This is a genomic window from Nitratireductor basaltis (genome assembly GCF_000733725.1).
Taxonomy (GTDB): domain Bacteria; phylum Pseudomonadota; class Alphaproteobacteria; order Rhizobiales; family Rhizobiaceae; genus Chelativorans; species Chelativorans basaltis.
In genome coordinates, this window is record NZ_JMQM01000001.1 from 1593981 (window position 1) to 1619614 (window position 25634).

General features: G+C 60.3%; 25 protein-coding genes. 13 read left to right on the forward strand and 12 right to left on the reverse strand.

The features are described from left to right. Nucleotides 1-4 precede the first annotated feature (4 nt). The 7 genes from gmk to fabD all read right to left on the reverse strand — a co-directional run bounded on the left by gmk (nt 5) and on the right by fabD (nt 6352). On the reverse strand, nt 5-658 hold the full coding sequence (gene gmk, locus EL18_RS07725; protein ID WP_036481481.1) for a guanylate kinase: 654 nt from the start codon (nt 656-658) through the stop codon (nt 5-7). A gap of 5 nt (nt 659-663) precedes the next feature. Then, on the reverse strand, nt 664-1551 hold the full coding sequence (locus EL18_RS07730; RefSeq protein WP_036484245.1) for a YicC/YloC family endoribonuclease: 888 nt from the start codon (nt 1549-1551) through the stop codon (nt 664-666). Between the two features lie 21 nt (nt 1552-1572). Then, nucleotides 1573-2739, reverse strand: coding sequence for an endolytic transglycosylase MltG (mltG, locus tag EL18_RS07735; protein ID WP_036481484.1), 1167 nt, complete (start codon nt 2737-2739; stop codon nt 1573-1575). A gap of 106 nt (nt 2740-2845) precedes the next feature. Further along, nucleotides 2846-4102: a beta-ketoacyl-ACP synthase II gene (gene fabF, locus EL18_RS07740; RefSeq protein WP_036481486.1), complete on the reverse strand. Its 1257-nt coding sequence runs from the start codon at nt 4100-4102 to the stop codon at nt 2846-2848. Between the two features lie 46 nt (nt 4103-4148). After that, nucleotides 4149-4385, reverse strand: a complete 237-nt coding sequence (locus EL18_RS07745) for an acyl carrier protein (protein ID WP_036481489.1) — start codon at nt 4383-4385, stop codon at nt 4149-4151. A gap of 248 nt (nt 4386-4633) precedes the next feature. Beyond that, a complete protein-coding gene (gene fabG / locus EL18_RS07750; RefSeq protein WP_036481493.1) occupies nt 4634-5371 on the reverse strand; it encodes a 3-oxoacyl-[acyl-carrier-protein] reductase in 738 nt (245 codons plus the stop codon). Nucleotides 5372-5410: 39 nt separating this feature from the next. Beyond that, a complete protein-coding gene (fabD, locus tag EL18_RS07755; RefSeq protein ID WP_036481496.1) occupies nt 5411-6352 on the reverse strand; it encodes an ACP S-malonyltransferase in 942 nt (313 codons plus the stop codon). A 261-nt stretch (nt 6353-6613) separates the two neighbouring features. Between fabD and EL18_RS07760 the strand changes: the two genes are divergently transcribed. The 13 genes from EL18_RS07760 to EL18_RS07820 all read left to right on the forward strand — a co-directional run bounded on the left by EL18_RS07760 (nt 6614) and on the right by EL18_RS07820 (nt 19589). Then, nucleotides 6614-7540 carry an ABC transporter ATP-binding protein gene (locus EL18_RS07760; protein WP_036481499.1) on the forward strand — a complete coding sequence of 309 codons (927 nt, stop codon included), beginning with the start codon at nt 6614-6616 and terminating at the stop codon, nt 7538-7540. Then, nucleotides 7537-8298, forward strand: a complete 762-nt coding sequence (locus EL18_RS07765) for an ABC transporter permease (protein WP_036481502.1) — start codon at nt 7537-7539, stop codon at nt 8296-8298. The genes EL18_RS07760 and EL18_RS07765 overlap by 4 nt, the downstream gene beginning before the upstream one ends. Before the next feature lie 265 nt (nt 8299-8563). Continuing rightward, nucleotides 8564-9001 carry a 30S ribosomal protein S6 gene (rpsF, locus tag EL18_RS07770; RefSeq protein WP_036481505.1) on the forward strand — a complete coding sequence of 146 codons (438 nt, stop codon included), beginning with the start codon at nt 8564-8566 and terminating at the stop codon, nt 8999-9001. Then, nucleotides 9001-9249: a 30S ribosomal protein S18 gene (rpsR, locus tag EL18_RS07775; protein WP_002963610.1), complete on the forward strand. Its 249-nt coding sequence runs from the start codon at nt 9001-9003 to the stop codon at nt 9247-9249. The genes rpsF and rpsR overlap by 1 nt, the downstream gene beginning before the upstream one ends. A 210-nt stretch (nt 9250-9459) precedes the next feature. Continuing rightward, nucleotides 9460-10077, forward strand: a complete 618-nt coding sequence (gene rplI, locus EL18_RS07780; RefSeq protein ID WP_036481511.1) for a 50S ribosomal protein L9 — start codon at nt 9460-9462, stop codon at nt 10075-10077. 160 nt (nt 10078-10237) lie between these two features. Next, nucleotides 10238-11494: a cyclopropane fatty acid synthase gene (locus EL18_RS07785; RefSeq protein ID WP_036481513.1), complete on the forward strand. Its 1257-nt coding sequence runs from the start codon at nt 10238-10240 to the stop codon at nt 11492-11494. A 245-nt stretch (nt 11495-11739) separates the two neighbouring features. Further along, on the forward strand, nt 11740-13230 hold the full coding sequence (locus EL18_RS07790; protein WP_036481516.1) for a replicative DNA helicase: 1491 nt from the start codon (nt 11740-11742) through the stop codon (nt 13228-13230). Beyond that, a complete protein-coding gene (alr, locus tag EL18_RS07795) occupies nt 13227-14399 on the forward strand; it encodes an alanine racemase (protein WP_244444533.1) in 1173 nt (390 codons plus the stop codon). The genes EL18_RS07790 and alr overlap by 4 nt, the downstream gene beginning before the upstream one ends. Next, nucleotides 14399-15784 (forward strand): DNA repair protein RadA, encoded by a 1386-nt coding sequence (radA, locus tag EL18_RS07800; RefSeq protein ID WP_036481519.1) that lies wholly within the window; start codon nt 14399-14401, stop codon nt 15782-15784. Before alr ends, radA begins: the two co-directional genes overlap by 1 nt. A gap of 66 nt (nt 15785-15850) precedes the next feature. After that, nucleotides 15851-16390: a CvpA family protein gene (locus EL18_RS07805; protein ID WP_036481522.1), complete on the forward strand. Its 540-nt coding sequence runs from the start codon at nt 15851-15853 to the stop codon at nt 16388-16390. Between the two features lie 47 nt (nt 16391-16437). Further along, nucleotides 16438-17910 (forward strand): amidophosphoribosyltransferase, encoded by a 1473-nt coding sequence (gene purF, locus EL18_RS07810; RefSeq protein ID WP_036481524.1) that lies wholly within the window; start codon nt 16438-16440, stop codon nt 17908-17910. 33 nt (nt 17911-17943) lie between these two features. Further along, nucleotides 17944-18690, forward strand: a complete 747-nt coding sequence (locus EL18_RS07815) for an SDR family NAD(P)-dependent oxidoreductase (protein WP_036481526.1) — start codon at nt 17944-17946, stop codon at nt 18688-18690. A gap of 185 nt (nt 18691-18875) precedes the next feature. Continuing rightward, complete coding sequence (locus EL18_RS07820) at nt 18876-19589, forward strand: 1-acyl-sn-glycerol-3-phosphate acyltransferase (protein ID WP_036481528.1); 714 nt, start codon at nt 18876-18878, stop codon at nt 19587-19589. A gap of 51 nt (nt 19590-19640) precedes the next feature. Here the strand turns inward: EL18_RS07820 and pssA are convergent, their stop codons facing one another. The 5 genes from pssA to EL18_RS18185 form a co-directional block, all read right to left on the reverse strand. Continuing rightward, nucleotides 19641-20477, reverse strand: a complete 837-nt coding sequence (gene pssA, locus EL18_RS07825) for a CDP-diacylglycerol--serine O-phosphatidyltransferase (protein ID WP_036481530.1) — start codon at nt 20475-20477, stop codon at nt 19641-19643. Beyond that, entirely contained in the window at nt 20477-21202 is a 726-nt protein-coding gene (locus EL18_RS07830; protein WP_280113665.1) for a phosphatidylserine decarboxylase, read from the reverse strand. The genes pssA and EL18_RS07830 overlap by 1 nt, the downstream gene beginning before the upstream one ends. 65 nt (nt 21203-21267) lie before the next feature. Continuing rightward, on the reverse strand, nt 21268-23154 hold the full coding sequence (locus EL18_RS07835; RefSeq protein WP_036481535.1) for an ABCB family ABC transporter ATP-binding protein/permease: 1887 nt from the start codon (nt 23152-23154) through the stop codon (nt 21268-21270). A 20-nt stretch (nt 23155-23174) separates the two neighbouring features. After that, a complete protein-coding gene (locus tag EL18_RS07840; protein WP_036481537.1) occupies nt 23175-23510 on the reverse strand; it encodes an ArsR/SmtB family transcription factor in 336 nt (111 codons plus the stop codon). Nucleotides 23511-23580: 70 nt separating this feature from the next. Next, nucleotides 23581-25569, reverse strand: a complete 1989-nt coding sequence (locus EL18_RS18185) for a LysM peptidoglycan-binding domain-containing protein (RefSeq protein WP_036481540.1) — start codon at nt 25567-25569, stop codon at nt 23581-23583. Between the last annotated feature and the right edge of the window lie 65 nt (nt 25570-25634).

Genomic DNA, 25634 nt, shown 5'->3' on the forward strand with positions numbered 1-25634 from the left:
GAGGTCAGACCGGCTTCTCGTTCAGAAGATCCGACACGAAATCGAACAGACCGGGGCGGCGATCACGGCGCAGCCGCTCGGCTTGCACGATCGACTTCACCGACTCGAAAGCACGCGACAGGTCGTCATTGACGACGACATAGTCATATTCACGCCACTGCTCGATCTCGAAATGCGCGTTCTTGAGCCGCTTCTCTATGGTCTCAGGCGTATCCTCTGCACGGCGGTGCAGGCGGGCCAGAAGTTCGCCCATCGTGGGCGGGAGAATGAATATGGAGACGATGTCTCCTCGCATCTTGTCGCGAAGCTGCTCGGCACCCTGCCAGTCGATGTCGAAGAGCATGTCGCGCCCGGCGGCGATGGCTTCCTCCACCGGACGACGCGGCGTTCCGTAAAAATTGCCGTGAACTTCCGCCCATTCGAGAAGCTCGTCATTGTCGCGCATGATCTCGAATTCGCGTTGCGTCTTGAAATGGTAGTGAACACCCTCGATCTCGCTGCCGCGGCGTGGGCGTGTCGTCACGCTGACGGAAATCTGGAATCCACTGACATGCTCCAGAAGATTGCGGGCGATGGTCGACTTGCCTGCGCCTGAGGGCGAGGAGAGTACCAGCATCAGGCCGCGACGGCGGACCTCTACGAAATTGTTGCCGTCCATGGAACCTACTCCAGATTCTGTACCTGCTCGCGCAGCTGATCGACCACCACCTTTAGCTCGAGCCCAATCGCCGTGATGGTCGCGGCATTCGATTTCGAGCAAAGCGTGTTGGCTTCGCGATTGAATTCCTGCGCAAGAAAATCCAGCTTGCGCCCAACCGGGCCGCCAGCCTCGATCAAGGCGCGCGCGGCCTCTACGTGGGTTTTCAGTCGATCGAGTTCCTCGCGGATATCGGCCTTGGCTGCAAGTATGGCGGCTTCCTGATGAAGGCGTGCTTCGTCGAAGCCGTTCGCGGATTGGGACAGGAGCCGGACCTGCTCTGCAAGTCGCTCCCTGATACGCTCGGGCTGGCGGGAGGGATCAGCCTCGGCACGCGCCACCAATGCCTCTATCCGGTCGATCTGGCCAAGCAGAACAGGCTTGAGGGCGGCACCTTCCTGATTGCGGGCGTCGACCAGTGCATCGAGCGCCTTGTCGAGTGCTGCCAGTGCCAACTCGTCTAGCGCTGCGCGACTTTCCTCATCCGCATTCGCTTCGGGGACTTCCAGAACACCGCGCAGGGCCAGAAGACCGTCGGCACGGGCCGGTGCTGCCCCATGCTGTTCCTCCAGCCGCTTGGCAAGATCAGCAAGCTCGATGAGGAAGGCTTCATCCACCACCGGGCGGCGCAAGGTGTCACCACGCATGACGGAAAGGCTGGCTTGGATGTTGCCACGCGCGAAGCGCTGCTGGATGCGCAACTTGGCCGACTGCTCCAGGCGCTCGAAACCCTGAGGCAGGCGCAGCCGCGCCTCCAGCCCCCGGCCATTGACCGATCTCAGTTCCCAGGCGATAGCCGCCAGATCGTTTTCACGGGCCTCGCGGGCGAAACCCGTCATGCTTTGTAGCGCCATCATTCCCCCATAGCTGGCACTTCAGCCGCCGTCAGCTTCCTTGGCTGCTTCTTCGGCCTGCTGGCGCTGTTCGCGCTCTATGCGGCGCCAGCGCGCAACGTTTTCGTTATGCTCCTTGAGCGTCTTGGCAAAGACGTGACCGCCGGTGCCGTCGGCGACGAAATAGAGGTCGTCGGTACGGGATGGATTTGCAACGGCTTCAAGCGCGGCGCGACCCGGATTGGCAATCGGCGTCGGTGGAAGACCGTCGATCTGATATGTGTTGTAATCCGTCTTCTTCTCGATGTCGGAGCGATAGATCGGACGATCGGATGGCTTACCGTCTCCACCGAAGATGCCGTAGATGATGGTTGGATCGGACTGGAGGCGCATGCCTTGCTTCAGGCGGTTGATGAAGACTGCGGCAACGCGGGAACGCTCATCTGCGCGACCGGTCTCTTTCTCAACAATCGAAGCCAGGGTAACGAATTCCTCTATGGTATCGATCGGCAGGCCTTCCGCGCGACGTTCCCAGATACTCTGAACGAGTTCATCCTGGTCCTGTTTCAGCTTCTCCACGAGTTCGGTACGGTCCAGTCCACGGGTGAAGCGGATCGTGTCAGCTGCAAGACTGCCCTCCGGCGGAAGTTCTTCAGGCAGATCGCCGGAGAGTTCATCGGTCTGGGCGATACGCTCGAAGACCTGTTTGACTGTCAGACCTTCAGGAATGGTCAGCGAATAGAGAACAGACTTGCCGCTTTCCAGCAACTCCATGATCTCGTGCATGGACGCACCGGCCTTGATCTCATATTCGCCGGCCTTGATGCGGCTGTCGGCGCCATAGGCACGCAAGCCCATGAGGAATATGCGCGTGTCGCTGATGAGGCTTTCGCGCTCGAGCTGCGTCGCAATCTCACGCACGCTCATATTCGGGCGCACCATGATGGTCTCCGCGCTTGTTGCCGGACCAGGCGCCTCGAATTCGCGCTTGCCAAAATAGAAGGCAATGCCAGCGGCGATCACCAGGAAGATGACCGAGGACATCAGAAAATTCAGGAATACGACGAACTGGTTGCGCGATTGGCGCGAGCGGCGCGGCGGCGGTGTGCCTTCCCTGGGGCGCAGTGCCTCGCGCGCGGATTTGGCGACCACCGGACGACCCTTGCCCTTTTGAGGGCGACCGCCATTCTGCTCAGTTTCACCAGCCATGGTGCCTACGAATCTCCTGAATGCGTGGATGCAGAATCAACGGCTGCAAACTGACGGCACAATAACGGCAACAAGATGCATCAAGGAAGGCCAGAGCCTTCCCTGATCAAGCCTCATAACGCTGGAAGACCAGCGAAGCATTGGTTCCGCCAAAGCCGAACGAGTTCGAGAGGGCCACGTCGATCTGGCGCTCGCGCGCCTTGTTAGGAACGAGATCCAGCTTTGTCTCGACCTGCGGATTGTCCAGATTGATCGTGGGCGGCGCGATATTGTCGCGGATGGCCAGCACCGAGAAAATTGCTTCTGCCGCACCCGCAGCACCAAGCAGGTGACCGATCGAGGACTTGGTCGAGGACATCGAAGCCGTCTCGGCAGCATCACCGAGAAGACGCTCTACCGCACCAAGCTCGATCGTATCAGCCATCGTGGAGGTGCCGTGGGCGTTTATGTAGTCCACATCCTTCGGCTCAAGGCCCGCGCGCTTGAGTGCAGCACTCATGCAACGATATGCGCCATCCCCATCTTCGGCGGGGGCCGTGATGTGGTAGGCGTCGCCCGTCAGACCATAGCCGACAACCTCGGCATAGATCTTCGCACCACGCGCCTTGGCATGCTCAAGCTCTTCGAGCACGACCACACCGGCACCCTCACCCATGACGAAGCCGTCGCGGTCGCGATCATAGGGGCGGGACGCCTTTTCGGGCGTGTCGTTATAGGATGTGGAAAGCGCCTTGCAGGCGGAGAAGCCGGCGATGGAAAGGCGCGTGACCGGCGCTTCCGCACCGCCGGCCAGCATCACGTCCGCATCGCCAAAGGCGATCAGGCGTGCCGCGTCGCCGATGGCATGGGCACCGGTGGAACAGGCCGTCACAACCGCATGGTTCGGACCTTTCAGCCCGTGGCGAATGGAAACCTGGCCGGAAACGAGGTTGATGATGTTTCCGGGGATGAAGAAGGGACTGATACGCCTCGGCCCCTTGTTCTCAAGCACCAGAGCATTTTCGGCGATACCTTCGATACCGCCGATGCCGGAACCGATCATCACGCCGGTGGCGAAACGATCATCCTCGCTCTTCGGCTCCCAGCCAGAATCGGCAAGCGCCTGATCCGCAGCCGCAATGCCATAGGTGATGAAATCACCGATCTTGCGTTGCTCGCGAGGCTCAAGAAACGCATCCGGGTCGAATGCGCCCTCACCCTCACTCGGGATCATGTTGGCAATCTTGCAGGGCAGATCCTCGACCTCGAAACGGTCGATGCGCCTTGCAGCGCTTTTCCCTGAAAGAAGGGCCTTCCAGCTATGCTCGGCGCCCAGGCCGAGCGGTGAAAGAAGACCCAGGCCGGTGACGACAACTCGTCTCATATTCTGGCAGGCTCGCTCTGGCTGACGTTTTCGCGGATGCGAAAACTTAGCTCTTCTTGCTTTCGATGAACTTCACCGCATCGCCGACGGTCTGGATCGTCTCAGCGGCATCGTCCGGGATTTCAACGCCGAACTCTTCCTCGAAGGCCATCACAAGCTCAACCGTATCAAGGCTGTCCGCGCCCAGATCGTCGATGAAGCTTGCACTTTCGGTAACCTTGTCAGCATCAACACCAAGATGCTCGACAACGATTTTCTTAACGCGGTCTGCAGTATCGCTCATGTGAGAACCCTCGACTTCATGAATTTCCGGTCTTCGTTAGCGGCACGATTGCCGCTAATCAAGTTGAAAAGATAACCAATCCGAAAGCTTTAGCCTTCGGGAAGCGGCTTATCCCCCATTTCAATGCGCATCACACTACACCAAACCTTGCGGATTTGAGGGCAGCGATTTCAGCGCCTGCTGATATAGGCATCTTCCAATCATCGGCAGCTCAGATGTGTTCCACCGCCTTGGATTGCAAGACGCGATCAGATCATTGCCATGCCACCATTCACGTGGATGGTTTGGCCCGTCACATAGGCTGCCTCGTTGGAGGCCAGGAAGGCAACGGAAGCTGCGACTTCGTCGCCGGTGCCCATGCGCTTCATCGGAATGGCGCCCATGATGGAATCGCGCTGCTTGTCGTTCAGCTTTTCCGTCATGGCCGATTCGATGAAGCCGGGCGCAACCGCGTTTACGGTGATGTTGCGGGTCGCGATTTCCTGGGCCAGCGATTTGGTGAAGCCGATAAGGCCCGCCTTCGACGCGCAGTAGTTGGCTTGTCCCGGATTGCCAGTCACGCCAACCACGGACGAAATATTGATAATGCGGCCGAAGCGGCGGCGCATCATCGGGTGGGTCAGCTCGCGCGTCAGGCGGAAGACCGCCGTCAGATTGACTTCGAGCACAGCATCCCAGTCGTCGTCGCTCATGCGCACGAACAGGCCGTCACGGGTGATGCCGGCATTGTTGACGAGGATCTCGACACCTTCGAGTTCCGATTCGGCTTTCTCCGCCAGCGCCTTGACATCATTGCGGTCCGACAGGTTGGCCGGGAAGATCTTCACCCGGTCACCGAGATCGGAGGCCAGCGCCTCCAGCTTTTCCACCCGCGTACCATGAAGACCGACAGTTGCGCCCTGTGCATGTAGCATGCGAGCGACGGATTCGCCGATGCCGCCGGATGCGCCGGTAACGAGAGCCTTGCGGCCCGTGAGATCGAACATTCTCAGGTCCCTCTTGAATGCGGCCGAGCCGCTTGAGATTTAGAGCAGTTCCTTCATGACCGCGTCAATGTCGTCCGGCGTGTTGACCGGTACGGCAGCAAGGTCACGATTGATGCGGCGTGCAAGGCCCGAAAGCACCTTTCCGGAACCGATCTCGTAAAGCTTCCCGACGCCATTTTCGCCGAACCAGCCGACGGTCTCGCGCCAGCGCACGCGGCCCGTCACCTGCTCGACCAGACGATCGACGATCTCGGCAGGATCGGTAACCGGAGCGACGGATACATTGGCGATGACAGGGACGTAAGGCGCGGAGACCTTCACTTCGCCCAGCGCTTCGCGCATGGCATCGGCTGCGGGTGCCATCAGCTCAGAATGGAACGGTGCGGAGACGGGGAGCATCAGGGCACGCTTTGCGCCCTTTTCGGTGCAAATGCGGGCTGCTTCCTCGACGGCGGGCTTTGCGCCGGAAATTACCAACTGGCCGCCGCCATTGTCGTTGGCAATCTGGCAAACAGAGCCCCTGCCGGCAGATTTGCAGGCTTCTTCGACATCGTCTGCCTCCAGGCCGATGATGGCAGCCATTGCTCCCTCGCCGACCGGAACGGCTGCCTGCATGGCATTGCCGCGAATTCGCAGGAGACGCGCGGTATCGGCGAGCGTGAAGGTTCCTGCCGCGCACAGAGCAGAATATTCGCCAAGCGAATGACCGGCCACATAGGCGACCTTGTCCTTCAGCTTCAGACCGCCCTTTTCCATGACGCGCATGACGGCCATGGATACCGCCATCAATGCCGGCTGCGCATTGGCCGTCAGCGTCAACTCATCCTCAGGACCGTCCCACATGATGCGGGAAAGTTTCTGGTTCAGCGCGTCGTCGATTTCCTCGAATACCGCGCGGGCTTCAGGAAATGCCTCGGCCAGATCGCGGCCCATGCCGACGGCCTGGCTACCCTGGCCTGGAAAGGTGAAAGCGACGCTCATGACGCATGACTCCCAAAGGTTTGTTTGGCCGGTGGTGGTGGCGCACTCCGGCTGCAACGTCAAGTGTGAGCGTGTTTTTCCCCCGAAACTGCGCGCGAATGCCCCTCGCCTTGCCACCTTGTGTCAGCATTCTTCTGCACCCCACACAGCCTGCTATGGCAGAAATGCGGTGTGCGTCCTATATCTGAGCAGCTTTCACGGCAAACCAGCAATGCTTCCATGGTTTGCGCCTGCATTATCCCAAACCGGTCAGGCGGCTTCATGCACAACGCGATTTCCATAAAGAATCTTTCGAAGGTCTATGAAGGCGGTTTCAAGGCCCTCGATAATGTCGATCTCGAAATCAAGAATGGCGAGATTCTGGCGCTGCTCGGGCCGAATGGCGCAGGCAAGACAACCATGATCTCCATCATCTGCGGGATCGTGAACCCGACCTCTGGCAGCGTCAGCGTACGCGGCCATGACATCATCAGCGACTTCCGCCAGGCGCGCTCGCTGATCGGCCTCGTGCCGCAGGAATTGCATACGGATGCGTTCGAAACAGTCTGGGCCACCGTCAGCTACAGCCGGGGACTGTTTGGCCGGAAGCCGAACCCCGAACTTGTCGAGCAGATCCTGCGCGACCTGACGCTCTGGGACAAGAAGGACACGCCGATCATGGCGCTGTCGGGGGGCATGAAGCGGCGTGTCATGATCGCCAAGGCACTTTCGCACGAGCCTCAGATCCTGTTTCTCGACGAGCCGACGGCCGGTGTGGATGTGGAGCTTCGCAAGGATATGTGGGCACTGGTCAACAGGCTGCGCGAGAGTGGCGTCACTATCATCCTGACAACCCACTATATCGAGGAAGCCGAAGAGATTGCAGACAGGGTTGGCGTCATCAGCAAGGGGCGCCTGCTTCTGGTCGAAGACAAGACGGAACTGATGCGCAAGCTTGGCAAGAAGGAGCTCTCGCTGCAGCTGGCCGAACCGATCGGCGAATTGCCCGGCACACTCAGGCGCGATGATCTGGAACTTGTGAATGGCGGTCAGGAGATCGTCTTCAACTATGACACCCAGGCCGAGCGAACGGGCATTGCCTCGCTTCTCGCCGACCTGAACAAGGAAGGCATCGTGGTCAAGGATCTCGACACGAAGCAGAGTTCGCTGGAAGAGATATTCGTACGCCTGGTGGAGGAAAGCCGATGAACCTGCAGGCCGTCAAATCCATCTATCTGTTCGAAATGGCGCGCATGAAGCGCACGATCCTGCAAAGCGTCGTTTCGCCGGTGCTTTCCACCTCGCTCTATTTCATCGTGTTTGGCGCGGCCATCGGCTCGCGTATCGAAGAGGTGAACGGCGTTCAATACGGCGCATTTATCGTGCCTGGCCTGATGATGCTGACGCTGTTGCAGAATTCAATCTCCAACGCGTCCTTCGGCATCTATTTCCCGAAGTTCACCGGCACGATCTATGAGACGCTGTCGGCGCCCATCTCGTTCTTCGAGATCGTACTGGGTTATGTCGGTGCGGCGGCGACGAAATCGCTGATTCTCGGCGTCATCATTTTGGCAACAGCGCATCTCTTCGTGGATATCCGCATCGCCCACCCGTTCTGGATGGTCTTTTTCCTTGTCCTGACCGCAGTAACCTTCAGCCTGTTCGGCTTCATCATCGGCATCTGGGCGGACAATTTCGAGAAATTGCAGCTCATCCCGCTTCTGGTCGTCACACCACTCGTCTTTCTCGGCGGCAGCTTCTACTCGATCGATATGCTGCCCGAGTTCTGGCAGAATGTGACACTTGCCAATCCGGTGCTCTATCTCATCTCCGGCTTCCGCTGGAGCTTCTACGAGACATCGGATGTGAGCGTTGCCGTCAGCATCGCCATGATCTGCATCTTTCTTGCACTGTGCATGACGATCGTGTGGTGGATGTTCAAGACGGGATATCGGCTGAAGGCTTGAGCGGCTCCAGCTCGGCTTTTTGCCTTGCATTTGCCGCGCTTGGCCCATATAAGCCCGCGGTCTGCCGGTTTCAGCTGGGGGCTGAACGGAGGGCCGTGCGCTTTTGTGCATGTCTTGAAGCAGGAATTGCTTCGGCCTCCCGTGTCTCCGCTCTCGACCGTCTCTTCGATGCGCCTTTCTTCATCCCCAACGGGAAAAGACAAGGTCGCAGAGGCTTTTGCCGCTGAGGCCGGGACAGACAGGTGAAAGAAGAAAGGCAAAGACAATGGCTCTTTACGAACATGTGTTCCTTGCCCGGCAGGATCTCTCTCCGCAGCAGGTCGAAGCGCTCGTCGAACAGTATCGCGGCGTTATCGAAGAAGCTGGCGGCAAGATTGGCCGGGTAGAAAACTGGGGCATCAAGTCCCTCGCTTACCGCATGGACAAGAACCGCAAGGCTCACTACACGCTGATGAACATTGATGCGCCGGCAGCGGCCGTCAAGGAAGTCGAGCGTCAGATGGGTCTTTCCGAAGACGTTCTGCGCTTCATGACCATCCGCGTCGAAGAGCACGAGGAAGGCCCGTCAGCCATGATGCAGCGTCGCGATGACCGCGGCCCGCGTCGTGATGACCGTGGCCCCCGCCGCGACGACCGTGGCCCGCGTCGCGACGACGACCGTGGTCCGCGCCGTGAGCGCAACAATGATGAGGGAGCTGCATAATGGTCGATATCAATCAGATCCCGACTCGCCGTCCTTTCCACCGCCGTCGCAAGACGTGCCCGTTCTCCGGCGCAAATGCTCCGAAGATCGACTACAAGGACGTGAAGCTTCTGCAGCGCTACATTTCCGAGCGCGGCAAGATCGTTCCTTCCCGCATCACGGCTGTCAGCCAGAAAAAGCAGCGTGAGCTGGCCAAGGCCATCAAGCGCGCACGCTTCCTGGGTCTTCTGCCCTACGTGGTGAAGTGATTTCGTGAGGGACGCGGCTTCGTGGCCGCGTCCCTTCACTCCCCTGCTTCGGGTGCAGCGGGAGAGACTTACAATCCCGAGTTGGGGCAGATGCCCCTAACTGCCAGATGGCAGGACAGCGAACCCGCCTCCCCTGACTGAGTGTGAGGCCCGTTTCCAGATCCTGCCGAGCAATTGCGGGCACTGCCCGCCGACAAAAGGACGGAAACGATGGAAATCATCCTGCTTGAACGTATCTCGCGCCTCGGCCAGATGGGCGACGTTGTGAAGGTAAAGGACGGCTTTGCCCGCAACTACCTTCTGCCCCAGGGCAAGGCCCTTCGCGCCAACGAAACCAACCGCAAGCGCTTCGAAGCACAGCGCGCCGACCTCGAGGCACGCAATCTCGAACGCAAGAACGAAGCTGAAGCCGTTGCCGAGAAGCTCGACGGCCAGAACTTCATCGTCGTGCGCTCGGCTGCCGAAACCGGCCAGCTCTACGGTTCCGTTTCCGCACGCGACATCATGAATGTTCTCGACGAGAACGGCTTCAAGGTCGGTCGCAACCAGGTCGAGATGGATCAGCCGATCAAGTCCATCGGCCTGACCAATGTCACGATCGCGCTGCACCCGGAAGTCACCGTCACCATCACGCTCAATGTTGCGCGTAACGAGGACGAGGCAGAGCGCCAGGCTCGCGGCGAGACGCTTGATTCAGCCGAGGCAATCTACGGCGACGACATCAATGACAGCGCCCGTCCGGATGAGTTCTTCGACCCGAATGCAGAGTTCGAGGATGAAGAAGGCGAAGCAGCCGAAGCTTCCGAAGAAGGCGAAGAGAACGCCTAATCAGGCTTCTCCTCCGCTTGAATTCAAGATGGCCGGGCGCTTTGCGTCCGGCCATTTTGTCAGGTGACAAGAGGCTCGCTTGCCCCTGCGAATCAGGCTCCACTTTTCAAAGCCATTGATTTTGCGCATAATTCCCCTTGCCCAAACGCGGGGGTATCAGATGAACCGAGTGCTTTCGAAGTTTATCTCACGCCTTGTGAAGTCAGGCTCCTTGCTTGTCAGGGACGCTGACGGCAAGGAGCACCGCTTTGGCGACGGCACGCCGCCTCACCTGCATGTGGCGATCAAGAGCCGGCAAACGGAGAAGTCCATCGCGCTCTATCCGCAGCTGGCGGTGCCGGAAGCCTATATGGATGGCGAGCTGGAGATCATCGAGGGTGATCTGCTCGACCTTCTCCAGATCGCCTATGAGAACATGACGGCCCATGGTGAAAACGGTTGGCGCATGCAGCTGGCCGAACGCATGAATTTCGCCTTTCGCCGTCTCTACCAGCTGAACACCCGCGCGCGCTCCCGCAGCAATGTGCGCCGCCATTACGACCTTTCCGGAGAGCTCTACCGGCTCTTTCTCGACAAGGACCTGCAATATTCCTGCGCCTATTTCGAGCGGCCCGACGTGACGCTTGAAGAGGCGCAACTGGCCAAGAAGCGGCATATTGCGGCCAAACTCGCGCTCGAGCCCGGGCAGAAGGTGCTCGATATCGGATCGGGCTGGGGTGGCATGGGCCTCTACATCGCGCGCCAGTTCGAGGCCAATGTGCTGGGCGTCACGCTTTCGGAAGAACAGCATGCCGTGTCGCGCCAGCGGGTGAAGGCGGAAAAGCTTGAAGACAGGGCCCGGTTCGAGCTTGTCGATTACCGTGCACTGACCGGCCCGTTCGACCGCATCGTGTCAGTGGGCATGTTCGAGCATGTGGGGCTCAACCACTACCGCACATTCTTCGAACAGGTCGCGCGGCTGCTGGCGGATGACGGTGTGATGCTGCTGCATACGATCGGGCGCATGCATGGCCCTTCCGTCACCAATCCCTTCATCCGCAAACATATCTTTCCCGGTGGCTATATCCCTGCCCTGTCGGAAGTTCTTCCGGCCATAGAGAATGCGGGCCTCATCGTCACGGATGTCGAAATACTGCGCCTGCACTATGCCGAGACGCTGCGGCACTGGCGGCAGCGCTTCAACGCCAACCGCGGACGGGTGGAGGAAATCTATGACAAGCGTTTCGCGCGCATGTGGGACTTCTATCTCGCAGGTTCGGAGGCCTCCTTCCGCTGGCAGGACATGGTCAATTTCCAGATCCAGATCACCAAGCGACGGGACGCCCTGCCCCTGACGCGCAACTACATGCTTGAGAGCGAAGCCGCACTGGCCGAGCAGGAGCAAGCATCCACCGCCTTTCCGCGCATGGTGGAATAGGAATATAATCAGACCAGCAGAAGCGATTCGGCTGTCAAGGCAAAGACGCCCCAAAAGGCACTGCACCACCCGATTCCGCGAACTACGGGATTTGGCGCAACACCTGTCATGTGGATTGCGTGCGCTACGTGGTTAAAGCGGTGCCGAGGGGTTAACCTTGGGAGGCCGAACGCGTATGCACTATCTGCAAGGGGTCTGCTGGCGCGGTGTTCGCGGCCGCAGCAATGATGGGTGCAGGACTTTCAATGGCTGATGCAGCGCGCAAGCTCGATTCTGACGACACACCGCTTTACCGGGAAGCACCAAACAATATCGAGGCAGAGCAGGCTCTTCTGGGCGCGATCCTCGTCAACAATGATGCTTTCTACCGCGTCTCCGACTTTCTGAAGCCCGGTCACTTCTTCGAACCGTTGCACCGCAAGATTTACGAGGTGGCATCGGAACTGATCCGGATGGGCAAGATGGCCAATCCGGTAACGCTGAAAACCTTTCTCCCGGCCAATGAAAAGGTCGGCGACATGACGGTGATGCAGTATCTGGCGCGACTTGCTGCCGAGGCCGTGACCGTCATCAATGCCGCCGATTACGGCCGCGCCATCTATGACCTCGCCATCCGCCGTTCGCTGATCACGGTAGGCGAAGACATGGTCAATATCGCCTATGACGCGCCCGTCGACATGGCGCCGCAAGAGCAGATCGAGGATGCGGAGCGCAGGCTCTTCGAACTGGCCGAGAGCGGGCGCTACGATGGCGGCTTCGAAAGCTTCGGCGACGCCACAAAGCTGGCGGTCGACATGGCCAATGCCGCATTCATGCGCGAGGGGCACCTGTCGGGACTTTCGACGGGGCTCCGCGATCTCGACAAGCGGATGGGCGGGCTGCAGGCTTCCGACTTGATCATTCTGGCCGGTCGTCCGGGCATGGGCAAAACCTCACTTGCCACCAATATCGCCTTCAACATTGCCAGTGCCTATGAGCCTGTACAGCAGGCGGATGGTTCGGTTGTGGCCGCCAATGGTGGCGTGGTGGGCTTCTTCTCGCTCGAAATGTCGTCCGAGCAGCTCGCCACGCGTATCATCTCGGAGCAGACGGAAATCTCCTCATCCAAGATCCGCCGCGGCGAGATCAACGAGGCGGAGTTCGAGAAGCTGGTTGCCTGTGCGCAGACCATGCAGAAGGTGCCGCTCTTCATCGACGCCACGGGTGGCATTTCCATTGCCCAGCTTGCCGCACGAGCACGCCGGCTGAAGCGCCAGCGCGGCCTTGATGTCATCGTGGTCGACTATGTGCAGCTCATGCAGGGTTCATCCGCCAAGTCCGCGCAGAACCGCGTTCAGGAAATCACCGAAATCACCACGGGCCTCAAGGCGCTCGCCAAAGAGCTTTCGACGCCGATCATCGCGCTGTCACAGCTTTCGCGTCAGGTGGAATCGCGTGACGACAAGCGCCCGCAGCTTTCCGATCTTCGTGAGTCGGGCTCGATCGAGCAGGACGCCGACGTGGTGCTGTTCGTCTATCGTGACGAATATTACATAAAGAACAAGGAGCCGAAGCCGGGCACCGAAGAACATCTCAAATGGGAGATGGACATGAACGAGGCACGTGGCAAGGCAGAGGTCATCATCGCCAAGCAGCGCCACGGCCCGACTGGAACCGTGCCGCTGGCCTTCCACGGCGAATATACCCGCTTCTCGGATCTGGCCGAAGATTCGCATTTGCCCGAGCGCTTCGAGTGACGGACACGGCCGCATCGATCATAACGGGCGTATCGGCTCCCCTGGCAGGCGGACGGCTGGTCATCGACCTTGATGCGCTGGCCGAAAATTATCGTGCGCTCAAGCTGCTTTCAGGTTCCGCAGAGACTGCTGCGGTCGTGAAAGCCGATGCCTATGGCCTGGGTATCGCACCGGTCGCGCGCACGCTCTGGGCGGAAGGCGCGCGGCGCTTTTTCGTGGCGCTGCCTGATGAGGGAGCGGCATTGCGCGACGTGCTGCCGGAAGCAGACATATTCGTGCTGAACGGTCTTTTCGGCGAGGAAGCTGCGGGCATCTATCGCGAGAAGCGGCTCTATCCGGTCCTCAATTCGCAAAGCGACATCTCCACCTGGGAAGCGCACGGATATGACACGGACCGCCCTCGCCCATGTGCACTGCATGTCGATACGGGGATGAACCGGCTGGGACTGACCTTCGAGCGGGCGCAAGCCCTTGCGCGCGAAAATGCGCTGACCGGCGCGATCACGCCGCTCGTCGTCATGTCACATCTGGCTGCTGCTGACGATCCAGCGCATCCTCTGAATGCGAAGCAGTTTGAGTCTTTCCAACGGGTTCGCGCACTTTTTCAAGAATGTGATTCAAGTTTGTGCAACTCGGCGGGCATCTTCCTTGGCGGAGATTTTCCCGGTGAACTGACCCGCCCGGGCATCGCACTTTACGGCGGCGCTGCCGTGAATGGAGTGAAGAACCCGATGCGGCCTGTGGTGACGGCGGAAAGCCGGATCGCGCAGGTGCGGGTGATCAAGGCTGGCGATACGGTCAGCTATGGCGGCGCGACGGTTGCGCGTGACACGATCGTTGCCGTCTGCTCCACCGGCTATGCCGACGGCTATCACCGCTCGGCCTCAGGTGCGCTGGTCCCGCTGCGCGATGCATCGACTACGCCGGGCGCATACGGGTTCATCCATGGACGGAAGGTTCCGCTACTTGGACGCGTCACGATGGACCTGACACTGTTCGATGTCACGGAACTTGGTCCGGATGCAGTTCATGTCGGCGAATATGTGGAACTGTTCGGCGCGAACATGCCGATTGACGACGTCGCGAAGGCGGCTGGCACCATTGCCTATGAGCTTCTAACGTCACTCGGTCACCGCTATCACCGGCATTATGTCGGAGGTGCCGTCTGATGGCGAAGTCGCGCACCCAGTTCATCTGCCAGAATTGCGGCACGGTGCATGCGCGCTGGGCGGGGAAGTGCGACGGCTGTGGCGAATGGAACACGCTGATCGAGGAAGGCACCTCCAGCGGTATTGGTGCAGGTCCGCAGACCGGACGCAAGGCACGTGCCGGACGCGCCGTGACCCTGACCACTTTGTCGGGCGAGATCGAGGATGCGCCGCGCATCATTACCGGCATCGGAGAACTTGACCGAGCAACCGGCGGTGGCTTCGTGCGCGGCTCTGCCCTGCTGGTTGGTGGCGACCCGGGCATCGGCAAATCCACGCTTCTGACACAGGCTGCCGCGGCACTTGCCTCACGCGGACACCGCATCGTCTATGTTTCGGGCGAGGAAGCGGTTGCCCAGATAAGGCTGCGCGCACAGCGCCTCGGCGTGGCTGAAACGCCAGTGGAGCTGGCGGCCGAAACCAATGTCGAAGACATCCTGGCAACCATTTCCGACGGCAAGCGGCCGGATCTTGTCATCCTGGACTCCATCCAGACGCTGTGGACCGACATGGCCGATTCCGCACCGGGCACCGTCACGCAGGTGCGTGCTGCCGCGCAGGCCATGATCCGCTATGCAAAATCCAAGGGTGCTGCCATCGTCCTGGTCGGGCATGTGACCAAGGAGGGCCAGATAGCCGGCCCCCGCGTGGTCGAGCACATGGTGGACGGCGTTCTCTATTTCGAAGGCGAAGGCGGCCATCACTACCGCATTCTGCGCACGGTGAAGAACCGCTTTGGTCCGACCGACGAGATCGGCGTCTTCGAGATGGGCGACAAGGGTCTGCGGGAAGTGCCAAATCCGTCCGAGCTTTTCCTGGGCGAGCGCAGCGAAAAGGCGCCGGGAGCTGCAGTATTTGCCGGCATGGAAGGCACGCGGCCGGTTCTTGTGGAAATCCAGGCGCTCGTCGCGCCTTCTCCGCTGGGTACGCCGCGGCGCGCGGTGGTCGGTTGGGATTCGGCCAGGCTTTCCATGGTTCTGGCCGTACTTGAAGCCCATTGCGGCGTGCGCTTTGCCCAGCATGATGTCTATCTGAACATTGCCGGAGGCTACCGGATTTCGGAGCCTGCAGCCGATCTTGCGGTTGCAGCGGCACTGGTCTCCTCGCTTACCGGTCTTGCCCTGCCAGCCGATTGCGTCTATTTCGGCGAAATCAGTCTTTCTGGTGCCGTACGTCCTGTTGCCCATGCGGGTAGTCGCCTCAAAGAAGCCGAGAAGCTGGGCTTTACACAGGCAGCCATGCCGCCGGGTAATGAAGAGCCTTCCGGTGCGATGGCATCAAGGGTATTCAGACCGGAAAGTCTGGCCGATCTGGTCGCACGTATCGCAGGGTCGGCTTCATCGTAGGTAAAAGCCGCGATGGGATGAAAAGAAGAATATGAGGGCCCTCCGCAAAGAGGAGTTGGGGTGACAATGCCAATCACGCTGCTTGACGGGGTTCTCGTCGGCTTCACGCTAGTGTCAGCCATGCTGGCGATGGTGCGCGGGTTTTCGCGCGAAGTGCTTTCCATCGCATCCTGGGCGATAGCGGCGCTGGCTGCTTTCTTCCTCTACCCCTACGTCCTGCCCTATGTGACGCCGTATATCAGCAATGAAATGCTGGCCATGGCGGTAGCGGCAGCTGCGATCTTCTTCATCGCGCTGGTCATCGTGACCATCATCACGATGAAGGTCGCGGATTTCATTGTCGATTCGCGCGTCGGCGCACTCGACCGAACACTTGGATTTCTCTACGGCGCTGCACGTGGTATCCTCGTCATGGCCGTGGCACTTCTCTTCCTCAACTGGCTCATGGGTTCAAATCCGCCGGGCTGGGTGAGCGAGGCCAAGTCGCGCCCGCTGCTTGATGGTGTAGGCGCATGGCTGCAGGATCTGATGCCCGATGATACGGAACGCTCCCTCATCGACCGCATCTCCGGCGGCAGCGACGGCGAGGCTGAGACCAGTAACTGACAGCCCAGGGGCTGCCGGTGTAACCCAGAGCAAGGGGCGGCCATTTCATGGCAGATGTTAGCGCAGAAGCACTCGCCGGCGAGGCGGACGATCATTTCCACGACGAATGCGGCGTATTCGGCATTTTCGGGCGGCAGGATGCGGCTGCCATCGTCACGCTGGGTCTCCATGCGCTTCAGCACCGCGGACAGGAAGCTGGCGGCATCGTCTCCTTTGATGGCTCACAGTTCCACGTCGAACGTCATATCGGGCTGATCGGCGACACCTTCACCAAGCAATCGGTCCTCGATCGGTTGAGCGGCCATCGCGCCATCGGCCATGTACGCTATGCGACCACCGGCGGATCGGGCCTGCGCAATGTCCAGCCCTTCTTCGCAGAACTTGCCGATGGCGGTCTTGCCGTTGCCCATAACGGCAATATCACCAACGCGATGACGGTTCAGCGGCGGCTGCAGAAGGAAGGTTCGATCTTCTCGTCGACCTCCGACACCGAAACCATCATGCATCTGGTGGCGACCAGCAAGGAACGCGACACCAATTCACGGTTCATCGACGCGGTGCGCCAGCTCGAGGGCGCATTCTCTCTCGTGGCACTGACGTCAAAAAAGATGATCGGCTGCCGCGATCCGCTCGGTATCCGCCCGCTGGTGCTGGGCGATCTTGACGGCGCCTATATTCTCGCCTCCGAAAGCTGTGCGCTCGACATCATCGGTGCGCGCTATGTGCGCGACGTGAAGCCTGGCGAAATGATCGTTGTGACAGACGCCGGTGTCGAAAGCTTCTTTCCGTTCGAGCCTGCCAAGCAGCGCTTCTGCATTTTCGAATATGTCTATTTCGCACGCCCGGATTCATCCGTGGAAGGACGCAATGTCTATGAGGTGCGCAAGCAGATCGGTGCGGAGATAGCGCGCGAAAGCCCGGTGGAAGCCGATATCGTGGTTCCGGTTCCCGATTCCGGCACACCGGCGGCGATCGGCTTTGCACAGGAAGCGGGCCTCCCATTCGAGCTTGGCATCATCCGCAACCACTATGTGGGCCGCACCTTCATTCAGCCGACCGATTCCATCCGTCATATGGGGGTCAAGCTGAAGCACAATGCCAATCGCCGCTCCATTGAAGGCAAGCGCGTCGTGCTGGTGGACGATTCCATCGTGCGCGGCACGACCAGCCAGAAGATCGTGCAGATGGTGCGCGATGCGGGCGCGAAGGAAGTGCATATGCGTATTGCCTCGCCGCCCACGCGCGCATCCTGCTTCTACGGTGTGGACACGCCCTCGGCTGCCAAACTTCTCGCATCGCGCATGTCGATTGCGGAAATGGCGGAATTCATCCGCGTCGATTCCCTTGGCTTCCTGTCTATCGATGGCCTCTATCGCGCCGTGGGCGAAGCCATGCGCAACAATGAACAGCCGCAATACTGCGATGCCTGCTTCACCAACGAATATCCCACACAGCTGACGGATCTGGCTGGCACGGACAATGTGCGCCAGCTTTCCCTTCTGGCAGCTGGCGGGCAGTAGCCCGCCTCTACTCTCGATTTCAGGACGACGATCATGACGGAAAAGCCCGACCTTTCCGGCCGCACGGCCCTTGTTACCGGTGCCTCGCGCGGTATCGGCTATTTCATAGCCAGGGAACTTGCCGCAGCAGGCGCGCATGTGATTGCTGTCGCGCGCACGGTGGGCGGGCTTGAAGAACTCGACGACGAGATCAAGGCAGCTGGTGGCGAGGCAACGCTGGTGCCACTGGACCTGAAAGACATGGCAGGCATCGACCGGATCGGCGGCGCCTTGCATGAGCGTTGGGGCAAACTCGACATCATGGTGGCCAATGCCGCTGTACTTGGCGTGATCTCCCCGATCGGCCATGTGGAGGCGAAGACCTTCGAGAAGGTCATGGAGATCAATGTCACGGCTACCTGGCGCCTGATCCGCAGCCTCGATCCGTTGCTGCGTGCGTCCGACGCTGGCCGTGCGGTGATCATGTCGTCCAGTTCCGCTCACTCCGCGAGGGCATTTTGGGGGCCTTATGCGGCCTCCAAGGCAGCCGTCGAGGCTCTGGCGCGATCATGGGCGGACGAGACGAAGAACATGCCGCTGCGCGTGAATTCGGTCAATCCGGGTGCAACGCGCACTGCCATGCGCGCACAAGCCATGCCGGGCGAGGATCCCGATACTCTGCCGCATCCAAGCGAGGTAGCCGCCAGGATTTTGCATCTGACGAGCCCGCAGCTGACAGAGACCGGCAAGATCTTCGACGTGCCGCAGAACCGCTTCACGACCTACCAGATGCCGGCCTAGCTTCCACTTCTACTTTGACGGCTGATCTCTTTGGGTTACCCTGCACGGCGCTGCACCGGCCTGACGTCATGCAGCACGCGGGGCGATGGGCGGCATGATCCGGACAAGCGTCCGGATCCTGATGCTCGCGAAAGACACATGCGGTGCCGCCTTGCGGGCACCCGTTCATGTAGCGGGAGACAACGATGCACATAGCCATTGCCGTCATCATCGCCATATCCGCCCTATGGGTGGCGCTGGCCGCCTTTGCGATTGCCCGGTTGGGCATAGGGTTCAAGCAGGCCCTGCTCTATGTCCCGTTCAAGCTCTGGTACCGCATCTCCGACCGGCAGATTCATGTGGCGCGCAACGCGCCTACACCGGTTATCTATGCGGTGTGGCATCAGTCGCGGCTCGATCCCGCCCTGATGCTCTCGCTCCTACCGGAAGACACGCTTCACATTCTTGATGAGGCCTCCGCGCGTTCCTGGTGGCTGGACCCATGGCGCGGCCTGGGACGGTGCATCTCGTTCAATGCGCGGCATGTCTTTGTGAGCCGCAGGCTTGTCCAGCGCCTCAAGGGCGGCGGGCGCCTCGCGGTCTATCTGCCCGACGATACTTCTCCCGACAAACGCAGCTTTCGTCTGTTTCGCGCGATTGCCCGCATCGCAATGCGTGCGGATGCGCAGGTCGTGCCGATCTATGTGAAAGGTTCGGAAAAGACCGCCTTTTCGCTCTCCGGTGGGAGCCGTCTTCTGCCTGCCCTGTCGGTCAGAACGCTCGAACCGGTAACCCTAGAAACACTCAAGCTGCGCTCGCAAAACGGCGAATTGCGCGCCTCACAGGCGCTTCTCAACCGCATGCTGGAAGCGCGCGGGATCCGGATTCAGGAAGAAGAACGCGTGGAGGAAGCTGCCTGATCGCGCGGCGGCTTCACCTGCCGCTCTTCCTGCAGGCAGGCCTCGAGCGCATTAACCCGCGCTGGTGCCGTCTTCCGTTTGGTTCGCTTTCAGCTTTTCTTCCTCGCGTGCCGCGCGCTTGATGTATGCGCGTGTGCCGAAGCTCAGGAAAAGCAGATAGGCCACCGCGGAAGCGGCCATGGTCGCCCAGGTATAGCTCGCCAGAAGCAGCGCATAGAGCACTACCGCGAACATTACAGGAAGGACGAATTCGCGCCGCACGCGACTGCCGGATGCCTTGCCCGAGTAGACCGGCAGCTTGCTGACCATGAGAATGCCGATGGCCACGGTGTAGGCAATGGACGCATATACGAACACGGGCTGCGGCGTGAGCCCAAGGAAGCCCAGATAGACAGGCAGCATGACGAGGGCCGCCCCGGCAGGTGCTGGAACGCCCACGAAATAGTCACCCTGCCATGCCGGGCGATCTTCATCCTCGAGCATGACATTGAAACGGGCCAGGCGCAGCGCGCAGGCGATTGCAAAGAGCAAGGCCGCAATCCAGCCGATCGCACCCGCGCCATTCAGCAGATAGGCGTAAAGCACCAGCGCAGGCGCTACGCCGAAATTCACGATATCCGCCAGCGAATCCATTTGAGCGCCAAAGCTGGAAGAGGCCTTGAGCATGCGTGCCACACGCCCGTCGACCGCATCGAGAAATGCGGCCAGCAGCACCATCATGACCGCCAGTTCGAAGCGCAATTCGAAGGCCAGGCGAATGCCTGAAAGGCCCGCACAGATTGCGAGAATGGTGATCAGATTGGGCACGATAAGGCGCAGCGGCATCTCACGGAGACGCGGACCGCCGCCGTTGCTGTGGGGCTGGAAGGGCTGGAATGGACCTACCATCAGGACGCCCTTACGACTGGCGGCGGTGCTTCGCTTCCAAATTCAGCGATAACCGTCTCACCGCCCACGGCCAGCTGGCCGACCGCAACGCGCGGACGCGCATTTTCCGGCAGGTAGACGTCAACGCGCGACCCGAAACGGATGAGGCCGAAGCGTTCGCCCACGGCAACTTCACCCGGAACATCGACCCAGCAGACAATGCGGCGAGCCACAAGCCCGGCGATCTGAACGACGGGTACGGGACCATGCGCGCTTTCGATGATCAGCGAGTTGCGCTCGTTCTCACGGCTTGCCTTGTCAAGCTCCGCGTTGAGGAAACGTCCCGGGCGGTGTTCTACCGCGGAAATACGGCCACGCACGGGAGCGCGGTTGATGTGGCATGAAAAGACATTCATGAAAACGGAGATGCGCGTCATCTCCTCATCGCCAAGCCCAAGCTCCGCTGGCGGAACAGCGGGCTTCACGGAAGAGACAATACCGTCGGCGGGCGCGATGACCAGCTTGTCATCCACGGGCGTGACGCGCGGCGGATCGCGAAAGAAATAGACGCACCAGGCGGTCAGGATCACGCCGATCCAGAACAGCGGGTCCCATATGAGTCCGAGAATTACCGTCCCCACGGCAAAGGCTGCGATGAAGGGGTAGCCTTCTCGATGGATGGGAACAAAAGTGTGCCGGATCGTGTCGAGCAGGTTCATGTCATTCGCGCTTTCATGAGGCTTTATGGTGCCGCCTTCCTAGCGCATGGGCGGGCGAAATAAAACGGTTTTCACCAGCACCCAAGGTTGCACTATTCCTCGTAGGCCGGCCTCTTGCGCACAATGATGCCAAGCTCATCCGTCTCCCTTGCAATACGCAGCCTCTCCTCTGCCTCGCTTGCCTCGCGCTGGCGGTTCCACATATCTGCGTAAAGCCCGCCGGCGTCGAGAAGTTCCCGATGGGTGCCGCGTTCGGCGATCTCGCCGCCCTTGAGGACGATCACCTCATCGGCAGTGATGACCGTGGAGAGCCTGTGCGCAATGACCAGCGTCGTGCGGCCTCGGGAGACCAGATCGAGTGCTGCCTGAATCTCCTGCTCGGTATGGGTGTCGAGCGCCGAAGTGGCCTCGTCGAGGATCAGGATAGGCGGCGCCTTCAGTATGGTGCGTGCTATGGCCACACGCTGCTTCTCACCACCCGAAAGCTTCAGGCCACGCTCGCCGACCATGGAATCATAGCCATCGGGCAGGCTTTCGATGAAATCGGAAATCTGCGCCAGTTCGGCGGCGCGACGCACGTCCTCATCACTGGCATCGGGACGCCCGTAGCGGATATTGTAGGCGATGGTGTCATTGAAGAGCACCGTGTCCTGCGGAACCATGCCGATGCTCGCGCGCAAGCTCTTCTGAGTAACGTCGCGCACATCCTGACCGTCAATGGTAACAGCGCCGGATTGCACATCGTAGAAGCGGAACAGCAGGCGCGAGATCGTGGATTTGCCCGCTCCCGACGGCCCGACGACGGCAACTGTCTTGCCTGGCGAAATATCGAAGCTCACGCCCTTGAGAATTGGCCGCTGCGGGTCATAGGCGAAAATCACGTTGTCGAAGCGCACATGTCCCGTCGCGACTTCGAGCGCGCCTGCATCGGGCCTGTCGGTGACTTCGGCCCTGACGTCGAGGAGCGCGAACATCTCCTCGATGTCTGTCAGGCCCTGGCGGATTTCACGATAGACGGAACCGATAAAATTCAACGGAATGGAAAGCTGCATCAGCATGGCGTTGATGAAGACAAAGTCGCCAACCGTCTGCGTGCCCTGCATCACCTCATAGGCAGAAAGGCCCATGGCCGCAGCCATGCCGACGCCGAAGATGACGCCCTGACCGAAATTGAGCCAGCCAAGTGACGTCCAGGTTCGCGTGGCTGCCTGTTCGTAGCGCGCCATGGAGCGATCATAACGCTCGGCCTCCATGGTCTCATTGTTGAAATATTTGACCGTTTCGAAGTTGAGAAGCGAGTCGATCGCCTTGGTGTTGGCGTCCGTGTCGGCCTCGTTCATCTGGCGGCGTATGCTGATCCGCCAGTCGCTCGCCTTCACGGTGAACCAAATGTAGAGCCCGACCGTCACCGCAATGATGGCGACATAGGCCGCTCCGTAGGCGAAGGCAAAAATGCCGGCCGCAAGTGCAAATTCGAGCAATGTCGGGATCGTGTTGAGAATGGTGAAGCGGACGATCGTGTCTATGCCCTTGGTGCCGCGCTCAATGATGCGCGACAGACCGCCCGTGCGCCGTTCCAGATGAAAACGCAGCGACAGCTCGTGCATGTGCACGAAGGTCCGGTAGGCAAGTTGGCGCACCGCGTGCTGCCCGACCTTGGCAAAGAGCGCGTCGCGCAGCTGATTGAAGCCGAGTTGGGTGATGCGCACCACATTGTAGGCCAGCACCAGCATGATCGGTCCTGCCAGAAGCGGGGGAAGCCAGCCCGGCACACCCCCCTCTCCCGACAACGCGTTGGTTGCCCATTTGTAGAAATAGGGAACGAGGACGAGTATGACCTTTGCCAAGACCAGGAACATCGAGGCGAACAAGACGCGACGCTTCAAGTCCGGGCGGCTGAAGGGCCACATATAGGGCCAAAGATTGCGCAGCGTCTGGAAGGTGGAGCCGGAATCGGCCGAGACGGTTTTCTGGGACAATTGATACTGCCTTGAAATTTCTATTCGTGGCCTGCAGGCACTTGCCGGGTGCAGCAGTCATCGAGGAAATGGTTCATGCGGGCGCGGGTTTCATCCAGCACGCGTCTGTTGATCGTGTAGCGCGAGCGGGGCCGCTCCTGCCGGTAATCGACCAGCCCTGCTTCCTGAAGTATCTTCAGATGCTGTGACACGGTCGATTGGGCAAGACCTACACGACCGACCACATCCTTGCAGCAACACGCGTCCTGCGCGGCAAGCTGCTGCAGGATTGCCAGACGGGCAGGATGGGCCATGGCCGCGAAGCGGCGGGCCAGCACCTGATCCTGCTTCGGATTTGGGGTTACATGTCCATTCATCGTAGATCGACGATATACGATGAATTATGCGGTTACAAGAAACGCTGCGCCTTTGCGACGAATCTCATCCTCAATTGGGTGAGTTGCCTCTACGCCGCTCCTGGATGACCGACAGATCAGCGGGTTCGCCCTCTGCGCTCTCGGCGGGCAATGCGAAAACCTGACCGGGCCAGATGAGGTCGGGATCGCGAATCTGGTCCTGATTGGCGAGGTAGATGGTCGTGTACCGCAACCCGCGGCCATAGACACGCCGGGAGATGTGCCACAGCGTATCGCCTCGGCGGATGATCACCGCACCATCGACCGGCTGGAGGGCGGGTGCAGTGGTTTCAGACATGGATGCGGAAGGTGAGCCCGCGTTGGCAGTATCTTCGGAGGTGTTGGAACCGTCTGCAGCAACCGCAGCCATTTCCCGATCTGTAGCCTCAATGCCTGTTGCACCAGATGCTGCAGCATCGGCTGAAGTATCTGCAGCTTCTCCAGACCCGTCGGAACTGTTGGCGGTCTCCTGCTCCTCAACCGGCATTACCGGGTCAGATTCTGCGGTAGAAGATGCAGCGCCAAACGGGTCTTGCCCGCCAGCAGAACCGCTGTCGCCGGTTGCGCCGGCTTGTGCCCGGTCTCCGCTCTCATTGTCGGCAGAGGCCGTATCACTTTGCGAAGTGGATTGTGGCGCGGAGGCGACGGCAGCGACATGGCTGCCCGATTCACGGGTGAAGGGCACGGCAGCACGCGCGATGACTTCGGCTCCGTCCGCTCCTATCACGTCCACGCGTACGGTGTAGTTGCCGACCGGTATCTCCCTCCTGGCGTCAACGAGGAAGTGTCCGTCAGGGCCCGCTTCGGACTGGCCTATCAGCATGTCGTCGAAATAGACCCTCACCGTTGCGCCCTTGGCGGCACGTCCGGCGACGAATACCTGTTCACCGTCGATTTCGACCGCTTCTATGAAGGGCATCACCGACAGGGTGGTGTCATCAGGCAGACCCGTGGCCTGTGCCGGACCAACCGCCGCGCGCGCAGCGGTATCATCACCGGCACTCGTCGCGGCAGCCATTTCGCGCGTTTCATCCGTAGCGGCATCACTGTCCTTCAGACCGGAAGCGGTCTGCTCATCCACAGCATCAGCTCCAACCTGCGCTTGTGCCGTTTCGGTGTTGACCTGGGGCTGCGCTGTTTCGTCAGCGGTGGAACCGGCATCGGATGACTGCGCAACCTGAGCTCGCGCATCCGTTTCGCCTGTTTCTGCAGACGAAGTGCCTTGTGAAGCGGCCACTTCCTCTTCACCACCCGCATTCTGCGCACTGCGGTCGAGAACCGCCTGCTGTTCGCCTTCGGCGGAGGTGGCTTGAGAGCTGTCAGCGGTTTCGGTGGTTGCAGCATCGCTGCTCGCGCCTGTGGATCCACCGTCACCTGGCTGATGGGCGACAGGCTTGGGCGCCTCGGGACGCGAGACAACGCGCGTGGGAGCCCCCGGCTCCTGTACCATCGCCAAGACCTGGCCGCGGTCATCTTCAGGGATGGACACGATCGCCGTTTCGACGGAAGTGGCAGCCAGCTTGTCGGGACTCGTGGAACGAAGAACGATATTGTGGTCACCGGCGGAAAGCGGATCTTCAAGCACAGCCACAAAATCCCCGCTCGGCCCTGAGCGGACCTTTGCGAGCACGCGGGTGCCGGAAAGGACTTCAATCTCGGATTCTGGCGCGGCATTGCCCGCCACTACGAGGCTGCCGTTCGGTTCGGCACGGACAAGATCGAAGCGGGGGACCGCAACTTCACCGTCCTGCGTGCCCTCGCCTTCAGCTGCGGCACCGGCGGGATCATCAGCACCTGCATTGTCAGAGGAGGCTTCGCTGCGGTCGGATTTGGCCGTTGTCGTTGAAGCCGGTGCGCCGGATGTACCGCTCTCGCCCTGATCCTGCGTGGCAGCAACCTGGCTGCGGGCATCGTCTTTATCCAGGAGCGGATCCAGAGTGCCGGTGTAGTAGGCAACGCCAGCCGCACCCACGAGTGCACCGAGGACATAAAGCAGTATCTTGATAGGAGCGGTCGGCATGTTTCTAAAGTTCCCTGAGCCCCTTATCGATCTATCCCTTTTTGTGAGATGCTACAATAAACATA